Origin of the sequence: Holtiella tumoricola (genome assembly GCF_027857615.1) — a bacterium.
Lineage (GTDB): Bacteria > Bacillota > Clostridia > Lachnospirales > Cellulosilyticaceae > Holtiella > Holtiella tumoricola.
In genome coordinates this window covers 258,762-269,021 of the sequence record NZ_JAQIFT010000040.1, presented here as the reverse complement: position 1 = coordinate 269,021, position 10,260 = coordinate 258,762, and the positions used below count along the sequence as shown (strand labels likewise).

Here is a 10,260-nt window from a genome sequence, read left to right as displayed (position 1 = left end):
ATCATAGAGTCATTATTTTAAAATATAAAATACCACCTACTCTTGCTAGTTAGCAAAAGTAGGTGGTTAGTCAATAACCTGTAAAAGACGTAGAATAGCTACGTCTTTTTATTTTCTACTTAATGGATGTAAGGGATAAAATTTTTATATTTAGTAGAATTTATTTAGGACATGTTTTGATTTAGCAAGATATAAAAAGAGAAAATGCTATAATTACCCTGATAAAAAAATAACAAGAAGGTGATTGAAACGTGAACATTGTAATAATTGGGAATAGCGCAGCAGGACTATCGGCATTAGAAACCGTTCGAAAATATGATTCAACCAGTAAAATAACCATTATTTCAAAAGAAGGCGGACTTGCTTACTCAAGGGTACTTCTACCTTATTTTTTAAGAGGGAAGTTATCACATGATAAATTACTTATACGCAATAAAGCGTATTATGAAAACAATAAAGTAGAATACATTGAAGGCAACGTTACACAAATTGATGCACATAATAAAAATGTCATCCTTGAAGGAGGAAATGAAGTAGCTTACGATAAGTTGCTCATTGCTACAGGCTCTTCAGCTATGAGTCCACCTATTCCAGGGATTAATCAAGAAGGTATTTACCATATGTGGACCAAAACAGATGCAGAACAATTAGAGCCTTACTATAAAGCCGGTAATCGTGTGCTTGTTATTGGTTCAGGATTTGTATCCCTTCAAGCAGCGTGGGCAGCTGTTGTAAAAGGTCTTAAAGTTACAGTAGTTGAACTAGCAGAGCGTATTATGCCAAGTGTGCTAGATGAGCATGGAGCGAATGTGCTTACAGAAAGTATTCGTAAAAATGGTGTTGATCTGAGATTAGGAACTTTGACAGATCGTATTGAAAAGCAAGCAGATGGTACTTTCAAAGTTTATTTAAAAGAACAAGAAGCAGTAGAAGTAGATTTTATCATTGTAGGTGCAGGGGTTCGTCCCAATACCCAACTTATAGGTGAAAGTGGTATAGCAGTAGACAGAGGTATTCTAGTAGATGCTTACATGCAAACGAATATACCAGATATTTATAGTGCAGGAGATGTAGCACAAGGTCCAACTACTTTTGGAGAGAAAAATGTGATACATGCACTTTGGCCAACGGCAATTGAGATGGGTAAAGTAGCTGCACTTAATATGTTAGGAATAGAGTACCAATATGAAGGTAGTCTTAATATGAATGTAACGCAAATGTACGATAAAACAGTAGCATCTATTGGTAAGTTTACGGACAATCAAGTTGAAACAATACATATTTTTGAAGATGATGGCAAACGCGGCTACCTAAAAGTATGTTATGAAGGTGAGTATGTTGTTGGTGCATGTTTAGTAGGAAGTACAGAAGCTGTTTCATTATTAGGGAAACTTAGACCACTTATTCGTAACAAGGTGAAAGTAGATACAGTACCTGAGAAATTAGAGATGTTTTTACAAATTAAAGCATTTCATTCTGCTAGAAACTTAAACATATAGAAGGAAGGAACTAAAAAATGAAAATGATAACAATGAATCCTGATAACTGTGTAGGATGTAGAAACTGTGAGTTAGCATGTGCTTTTGCAAAAACAGGCGAAACATGTGAGAGAACACAATCCAATATTAAAGTTAATCATTATATTGATGAACGTGTTGTAATTCCTATGACATGCCTTCATTGTGAAGATGCATGGTGCTTAAATGTTTGTCCAGCAGGAGCTATTTCAAGAGATGAAAAAACAAATGCTGTTATTATTGACCAAACACGTTGTGCAGGTTGTAAAATGTGTATGCTTGCATGCCCATATGGAAATATCCATTTTGATCATGAGAAATTAGTAAGTCGTAAATGTAACTTATGTAACGGGAACCCAAAATGTGTAAAACACTGTATTGGTGGTGCACTTCAATTTGTAGAATCAGAAGAAGCTTTTAAGTTTAGAAGACAACAAGCGGACACTGCAATTATAGAAAAGACTAAAGAGTGTAGAGGTGAACAATAATGGGTGAAAGAAAAATTGAAAAAACTTATTGTAGAATGTGCGGTACCATTTGTGGTATTGATGTCCATGTTGAAGATGGAAAAGTAGTAGAAATTGAAGGTATGGAAGAACATGTTGCAAGTAGAGGAAGAACATGTATTAAAGGAAGCTCTGGTGCAACATGGATTAACTTACCTCAAAGATTAAAAAAACCACTTAAAAAGACAGAGAATGGTTTTGTAGAAATAGAGCTTGAGCAAGCCATGGATGAGATTGCTGAGCGTATGCAAGCGATTCAAGAACAGTATGGAAAAAGAGCTATTGGTGTTTGGAAAGGCGAAGGGATTGGTTTTTGTCAACAAGAAGAACTTTATAGAAGATTTATCCATGCAATTGGCTCACCAAACTACTTCTCAAATGATACACAGTGCTATGCAGGACGTTACATAGGTTTTAACTTAGTATATGGAACTTGGCCAGCTGCAGATTATGACAATTCAAAACTTATTGTAAACTGGGGAACGAATGCACCAGTAGCACACTCTGACTGGACACAACAAATGAATAAAGCACGTGCAAATGGTGGGAAATTTGTTACAATCGATACAAAGTATAACGAAAGTGCAAGAATTTCAGATCTTTATTTACAACCAAAGCCAGGTACAGATGGTGCTCTAGCGTGGGGAGTTATTCGTGAATTGATTGTAAGAGATGCAGTAAATCATGACTTCATCAATAAATATACAGTAGGATATGAAGACCTTAAAGCGTATGCACAAAGCTTTACACCTGAATTTGTAGAAGCTGAAACAGGGATTAAACAAGAGCAATTATTTGCTTTAGTAGAATTATTTATTTCTCAAGCACCTCATATTACAAGCTGGGTAGGAACAGGTCTTGAACACCAAGAAAATGGTGTCAATAATACACGTGTTGCAACTTACATAGATGCCTTAATGGGGGCTATTGATATTAAAGGTGGTATGCTTTGTACTGAAGGATTTGGTCCATCTCACTTAGAATTAAATGATGAAATACCACTTAAACATCTTGAACCAATTGGTGCAGATAAGCATCCAGTTATTTATGATATGCGTGGTGAATGTGATACCCTTACACTAATGGATGCTATTTTAACAGAAGAACCTTATCCAATGAAAGGCTTAATTTTGAGTGCAGCAAATCCTGTTTTAACCAATGCACGTGCAGACAAAGTTATAGATGCTTTTAAACAATTAGATTTACTAGTTGTTAAGGATATTATGATGACAGAAACAGCTGAGCTTGCAGACTATGTATTACCAGCAGCGTCTTATTTAGAAAGGGAAGAACTCCATTATCAAAGTGCTTTCCAATGTGTTACACTTTCAAAGAAAGTAGTAGATTTTGGATTACAAAATGAATATGACTTCCTTAAAGGTTTAGCAGAACGTCTAGGAGCAGGTAAGTACTTCCCATGGGCAGATGAACATGCCTTAAATGAATGGTTAGTAGAACCAACAGGTGTATCATTAGAAACAATTAGACAATATCCTGGAGGCTACAACTATAAACCAATAACTTATAAAAAATATGAAGTAAAAGCTCAAAAAGGTGAGAAGTCTTTCAATACACCAAGTGGTAAAATCGAATTTACTTCAGAGTATGTGGCAAGCTTTGGTTATGATGCATTGGCTGTATACAAACGTCCAAGATATTTAGCAGAAGATAATGCATTTAAATACCTCCTTATGACAGGTGCACGTAAACATATGTATTTCCATGGAAGATATAGAGATATTCCTCAAATTAACAAAGCTTGTCCAGAAGCTGAAATAGAAATGCATCCAGTAGACGCTCAAGCATTAGGTGTTGTAACAGGAGACCGTGTAAGAGTAACTTCTAGAATTGGAAGTCTTGAAATTAAAGTATTGGTACTTCATGAAAAAGAAATACATCCAGGTTCTGTACAAATTACCCATGGATGGAAAAATGCCAATGTTAACCTTATTATGCCAGATGATAGACGTGACCCAATCTCAGGATTCCCAGCGCTTAAATCTGTAGAAGTTAATATTGAAAAAATCTCTTAATGAGTTAGATGGGAAGGACTACAGATGCAAGAAACAACAAATAAAGTGAGCTTTCACTTTGCAGTTATCACATTATTAAGCATAATAGGTATTTTAACAACGGGTATTCTCTGGCTTAAATTAGATATTGTAGTGGTTGTATTTATCACATTAATTTTTAGTTGGTGCGCAGCGTATTTAGCCGGTTATAAGTGGAAAACACTTGTTGAATGGATGGCTACAAGTACGGGGAAAGTAGCAGAAGGGTTAATCATTTTCCTATTAATAGGAACTTTAATAGGTTCATGGATTACCTCTGGTACTGTACCTGCTATCATTTATTATGGATTACAAATAATAAATCCAGATATTATTTTACCAGCAGGGTTTGTAGTATGTTGCTTAACGTCTTTTATTATGGGAACTTCTTGGGGAACAGTAGCAACGGTAGGTGTTGCAGTATTTAGTATGTGTGTTGGTATGGATATGGGGATTCCTGAACCACTTATTGCAGGAATGATTGTATCGGGTGCTTGGTTTGGAGATAAAATGTCTCCTATTTCAGATACTGCTGTTATTGCAACAGCAGCTACAGGTTCAGACCTTTATGACCATATTAAAACTATGAGTTATACAACAGTCCCAGCTTTCTTTATAGCTTTAATTATGTATGGAGTAATTGGATTAAAGTATTCTGGTGGGGTAGGTAATCAAGAGGGTATAGAGCAGCTAATGCAAGGGTTAGACAGTGTATTTCATATAAGTATTTGGGGCTTACTTCCTATGATCATTCTTTTGATCATGTCTATTAAAAAAGTACCAGCTGTATTAGCACTTACTATTTCGAGTCTTGTAGCTGTAATTGTAGCAATCCTTATACAAAAAACACCTATCAACGAAGCACTTATGTGTTTATACGCAGGCTATACAACACCGACAGGGAATGAAATTGTAGATACACTTCTTATGCGAGGTGGTATTTCAAGCATGATGTGGTCCTTTACATTAGGTTTTTTAGCCTTAAATTTAGGTGGAGTGTTAGAAGGGTTAGGAGTACTCAATGTACTCATTAATCGTCTTATTCAACCTATTAAAAGAGATGCAACACTCATTACAACAACGATTGGAACAGGAATTATGAGCAATGCGATAATGGGAGATATGTATTTGCCGGTCATTTTAAGTGGTAGCTTATATAAAGAAGCCTATGATCAAAGGAATATGAAAAGAAGTATGCTAAGCCGGGTGATTGTAGAAGGGGTAGCACTTTGTAATCCACTTATTCCGTGGACGGCGGCGGCAGCTTTTGTTAGCAATACATTAGGTGTAGCAACTTTAGATTATTTACCTTATGCTTTTTTTAATCTAGTCAATCCGCTACTTACCATTTTACTTGCTTATATGGGGATTTTTATATTTAGAAACAAGGTTGATAATGAGTAGTTAAAAAGATATAATACCATAGATACTATATGAGATGAGGACTATGAATGAATATCTATAGATTGATTATATTAGGGATGTCTTTCACAGCTTTTTTGTGGGGGACATCTTTTTATCTTATAAAAGATTTACTTGAAAAAATATCTTATGAAGTCTTAACTTTTAATCGTTTTTTTATTGCCACTGTTGTACTAGGTACTTGGTGGATTACAATAGGAAAAAGAGAAAAGATTGCTAAACAAGATAGGGGAAGGCTTATTGTAGGAGGGTTATTAGGTGGAGCATTTTATTATATTTTAAGTGGAAGAGCCACTGCCTTACTTCCAGTAGTCGATTTATCTATTGTATCAGGTATGCAGCCCGTTTTAATGATGCTTATAGAATGCTTAATAATAGGTACCTTATTTACAGAGCGTGAAAGTATTAGCATTGCCTTAAGTGTAATAGGCAGTATTTTTTTAATTGATACAATAAGTACAGATCAAACACTAGGAGTGTATATCCTACAAGTTTCTGCAACCGTTGTATGGGCTATTTATTATTTTATCCAAAAACCATTGGTTCTTAAATACCGCCCAACAACGATTATCTTTTTTCAATTCTTATTGAATACACTTCTATTTTTACCAAGTGTTTTAATGGATGAAACTTTTTTAATCCCATTAGACTGGTCTTTAACTATGAAGCTATTATATTTAGGGATAGGTGGGTCAGCAATAGCGTATACTTTAAATAGCTTTGCGCTAAGAAAGTTAAGTCCAACAGGCATTAGTCTATTTTTAAATGCAGGGCCTATTATTAATATTGCATTGGTATGGATTGAAGGAAAAAGAGCTATTGGTGGAAATCAAATTTTAGGTACTGTTCTTATTATTGTAGGTGTTATCTTAATTTTAAGAGAGTGGAAGAATAAATATAAAATATCTCAATAAAAGTATAGTATTTATAGATAAGGTATAAAAGCTTTAGAATACCTATGCAAATACTTAATAGAATAGAAAGTACATGCTAAAATAAAGTACATTTAACAAATGTCTCCGATCTAATATTTCTACGGAATATTCTATGAAAGATTAGACTGAACACTTAGAGAGTCGTTCACAGGGCCAAGTTGGAAACGTCTTGACCTTCCTTATTTGTAAAGGGGATTATAAACGTTATGAGTTTATTTTGTGTGCCCAAATCTCTAGATTAAGGAGATTTGGGCATTTTTATTATAAGCATAAATTTCTCTAAGTGATAACTAACAGAAAGAGGTTGCAAACATGAGAAAAATAAAGACAGTACAGGCTGTAGGACATATTTTATGTCATGATATCACTCAAATTATAAAGGATGAAAAGAAAGGCGTACTTTTTAAAAAAGGGCATCAAGTTAAGGAAGAGGATATCGAAAAGCTTCTAAGTGTAGGAAAAGATCATCTCTATGTATGGGAATATGATTCATCTAAAATGCATGAGAATGAAGCTGCTCTTATTTTAAAAGAGGTATGTGCTGGAGAAGGTACTTGCACGAATGGGTCCATTCAAGAAGGTAAAATTGAACTTTTTGCTAAGTATTCAGGGCTTTTAGATTTAGATGTTGACCGCCTGCTTGAACTTAATGGAATTGAAGAAATTGTAGTTGCAACAAGACATCGTTATACACCAGTTCAAAAGGGGGAAAAATTAGCAGGGATGCGTGTTATTCCTTTAGTAATTGACCAAGAAAAAATGTTACAGATTAGAGAGCGTTTTGGTACTAAGCCACTTATAAGTGTTAAGCCTTATACCAAACATCGTGTAGGGATTGTAACAACAGGTAATGAAGTCTATTATGGACGCATCAAGGATACGTTTGGAAGTGTAATTAAAGGAAAGTTAGAAGAATATGGTCTAGAGTGTTGTGGTCAAACTTTTGCACCAGATGATGCAAATCAGATTACACAAGCTATTGAAGCTTGGATTCAAAAAGGGGCTACAATGGTCATTTGTACGGGGGGAATGAGTGTAGATCCAGATGATGTTACACCAGCTGCAATTAGACAAGTAGGTGGGAAAATTGTAAGTTATGGTGCACCTGTGCTACCTGGTGCCATGTTCTTACTTTCTTATAAGGGAGAAATACCTATTTTAGGTTTGCCAGGTTGTGTAATGTATGCTAAACGTACAGTATTTGACCTACTCTTTCCACGTATTATAGCAGGTGAACGTCTAGAAAAGAAAGATATAGCAACCCTTGGACATGGAGGATTATGCCTAAACTGTTCAACTTGTACTTTCCCAAGTTGTAGCTTTGGAAAGGGTGTGTAAGTATGATAGGAATCGAATTAGAGCAGGCAGTTGAATTATTAAGTAATAAAATCAATCTTATAGAGGACTATGAGGAAGTGGAACTAGAGCAAGCCTTAGGAAGAAACCTTGTGGAAGATTTCTATGCACCCATTTATCAACCTCCGTTTAATCGTTCACCTCTAGATGGGATTGCTGTTCGAGCACAAGATACAGTAGGGGCAAATACAGATCATCCAAAGACTTTCAAAATTATAGAAACTGTTTTCGCAGGGATGGCTTCTCAAAAAAGACTAGGAATGGGTCAAGCTGTACGCATTATGACAGGTGCACCACTCCCAGAGGGAAGTGATGCAGTGATACGCCAAGAAGAGGTGGTTTTTAAAGGTGAGGAAGCAATGGTACAAAAAAGTGTGAGTCCCTATAGCAATTATTGCTATAAAGGAGAAGATATCCAAAAAGGACAGTTGCTTATTGAAAAATGTACCACTTTAACAGCTATTCATCTAGGTGTTTTAGCGAGTATGGGATGCAACAAAGTACGGGTTAGAAGACAGTTGAGGGTAGGACTTATGAGTACAGGCGATGAACTGATAAAGCCAGGCTTACCCCTTGAGGAAGGTAAGATTTATAATGCGAATACCACATTACTTGCAGCGAGATTAAAAGAATTAGGGATGATCCCTCTTATTATAGAAGCACAACAAGATGATCCTGATCATGTAGCAAGGAAGATTAAAGAGATGATACCTCAATTAGATATTCTTTTAACAACAGGTGGGGTATCTGTAGGACAAAAAGATATTATGCATGAAGTTATATTAAAACTTCAAGCAACAAGGCTTTTTTGGAAAGTTAATATGCAGCCTGGAACGCCTATATTAGCCATGGAGCTAGGTGAACAATTAATTCTTAGCTTATCAGGGAATCCTTTTGCAGCATTAGCTACCTTTGAATGCATTGCAAGGCCTGTATTAGGTAAGATGAGTGGCCAAAGCTATGTCTATCCAGTGAAGGCAGAAGGCGTTTTAAAGGGCGCATTTAATAAAGTTTCTAAGAAAAGAAGAATGATTAGAGGACTTTATGAAGAGGGGGATGTAACCATTCCATATGAACATGCATCCGGTGTATTAAGTAGTATGATTGGATGTAATTGTCTTATAGATATTGAAGCTGATACCCCAAATATATTAGAAGGAACTAAAGTAAAAGTAATTAAACTATAGTTTAATAGGAGGCATATTGTGGAAACAGGATTAACGCATTTTGATGAAAAGGGACAAGCCATTATGGTAGATGTTTCTAAAAAAGAAGAAACAGCTAGAGAAGCCTTAGCAAAGGGAAGCATAAGGGTTAATGAAGCCGTATTTTTAGCCATTAAAGAAGGTACAGTAACAAAGGGAGATGTATTAGGGGTTGCAAGAGTAGCAGGCATTATGGCAACGAAGCAAACAAGCAATATGATTCCCATGTGTCATCCCTTGATGCTGACTAAATGTCAAATAGACTTTGAGTTAGATGCACAAACAAGAAGTATCCATTGTAGTTGTTTAGTACGCACAACAGGTAAAACAGGGGTAGAGATGGAAGCGCTTATGGGTGTAAGTACAAGTCTTTTAACCATTTATGATATGTGTAAAGCATTAGATAAAGGAATGTCTATTGAAACAATCTACTTAGCAAAAAAAATGGGTGGCAAAAGTGGTATGTATAAAAATGAAAGATAAGTTTTGGAAAGTAGTAGGGCTAGGTGCATATGGTATGAGCATAGGCATAGTACTTCTTCCTCTAATAGGTGTTGCTACATCTAAATATGTTAAAGAGATTGAGCTAATTCATTTCAAAAGAGTCGCATCAGCTTTAGGTGTAAGTCTTTCAACCAGTATTGTGGCGATGATAGTGATTATATTAGTAGGTTTAGGCACAAGTTATTGTATAGCGATGTATGATTTTAAGTGGAAAAAATATGTCAGTCAGTTACTTGCCATCCCCCTTATGCTTCCCCCAGCAGTAATAGGAATCTTTTTACTTTTAACATTTGGAAAACAAGGTATGGTGGGTAAATATCTTGCAGATTATGGTATTCAACTTACTTTTTCATCTGGTGCAGTTATACTGGTTCAGATTTTTATTGGATTACCCTTTTTTATAAAGACAATAGAAGAGCATATTAATACAGTAGATAGTGAAATTTTAGAAAGTGCACAACTAGAGGGCTGCACAAAGGTAGAAGCATTTTATTATATTTTACTACCCCTTGTAAAATATGGTATTATCAATGGACTTTTGATGACATCTTCACGGGTTTTAGCAGAGTTTGGAGGAACAATGCTTTTTGCAGGTAATATAGAAGGAAAGACTCAGACACTACCTCTAGCCATTTATAGTGCCATGGAAAGTAGTATGAGTGAAGCCCTATTAATTGCCTTCATACTCCTTTTACTTGCACTTGGTTTGACTATAAGTGTAACGTATTTAACTCATAGAAAAGAAGCTTGAAAATATGAAGGAG

At 35.5% G+C, this 10,260-nt stretch carries 9 protein-coding genes and 1 riboswitch; all 9 genes read left to right on the top strand.

The genetic code is table 11. The annotated features are described in order from the left end of the window. The first annotated feature begins 251 nt into the window (after positions 1-251). The 9 genes from PBV87_RS10205 (at position 252) to modB (ending at position 10,247) form a co-directional block, all read left to right on the top strand. Positions 252-1,499, top strand: coding sequence for an NAD(P)/FAD-dependent oxidoreductase (locus tag PBV87_RS10205; RefSeq protein WP_271012170.1), 1,248 nt, complete (start codon positions 252-254; stop codon positions 1,497-1,499). 17 nt (positions 1,500-1,516) lie between these two features. Further along, entirely contained in the window at positions 1,517-2,005 is a 489-nt protein-coding gene (locus PBV87_RS10200; RefSeq protein WP_271012169.1) for a 4Fe-4S dicluster domain-containing protein, read from the top strand. After that, positions 2,005-4,056 carry a molybdopterin-containing oxidoreductase family protein gene (locus tag PBV87_RS10195; protein ID WP_271012168.1) on the top strand — a complete coding sequence of 684 codons (2,052 nt, stop codon included), beginning with the start codon at positions 2,005-2,007 and terminating at the stop codon, positions 4,054-4,056. The genes PBV87_RS10200 and PBV87_RS10195 overlap by 1 nt, the downstream gene beginning before the upstream one ends. A gap of 24 nt (positions 4,057-4,080) precedes the next feature. Then, the gene (nhaC, locus tag PBV87_RS10190; RefSeq protein WP_271012167.1) at positions 4,081-5,478 is read left to right on the top strand and encodes a Na+/H+ antiporter NhaC; all 1,398 of its coding nucleotides are present in this window, start codon (positions 4,081-4,083) and stop codon (positions 5,476-5,478) included. Between the two features lie 47 nt (positions 5,479-5,525). Then, positions 5,526-6,410, top strand: a complete 885-nt coding sequence (locus PBV87_RS10185) for a DMT family transporter (protein WP_271012166.1) — start codon at positions 5,526-5,528, stop codon at positions 6,408-6,410. 91 nt (positions 6,411-6,501) lie between these two features. Beyond that, a riboswitch (molybdenum cofactor riboswitch) is annotated at positions 6,502-6,641 on the top strand. Positions 6,642-6,743: 102 nt separating this feature from the next. Beyond that, positions 6,744-7,769 (top strand): molybdopterin-binding protein, encoded by a 1,026-nt coding sequence (locus PBV87_RS10180; RefSeq protein WP_271012165.1) that lies wholly within the window; start codon positions 6,744-6,746, stop codon positions 7,767-7,769. Between the two features lie 2 nt (positions 7,770-7,771). Next, the gene (locus PBV87_RS10175) at positions 7,772-8,974 is read left to right on the top strand and encodes a molybdopterin molybdotransferase MoeA (protein WP_271012164.1); all 1,203 of its coding nucleotides are present in this window, start codon (positions 7,772-7,774) and stop codon (positions 8,972-8,974) included. 18 nt (positions 8,975-8,992) lie between these two features. Next, the gene (gene moaC / locus PBV87_RS10170; RefSeq protein ID WP_053983636.1) at positions 8,993-9,475 is read left to right on the top strand and encodes a cyclic pyranopterin monophosphate synthase MoaC; all 483 of its coding nucleotides are present in this window, start codon (positions 8,993-8,995) and stop codon (positions 9,473-9,475) included. Further along, positions 9,465-10,247, top strand: a complete 783-nt coding sequence (modB, locus tag PBV87_RS10165; RefSeq protein ID WP_271012163.1) for a molybdate ABC transporter permease subunit — start codon at positions 9,465-9,467, stop codon at positions 10,245-10,247. Before moaC ends, modB begins: the two co-directional genes overlap by 11 nt. Positions 10,248-10,260 lie beyond the last annotated feature (13 nt).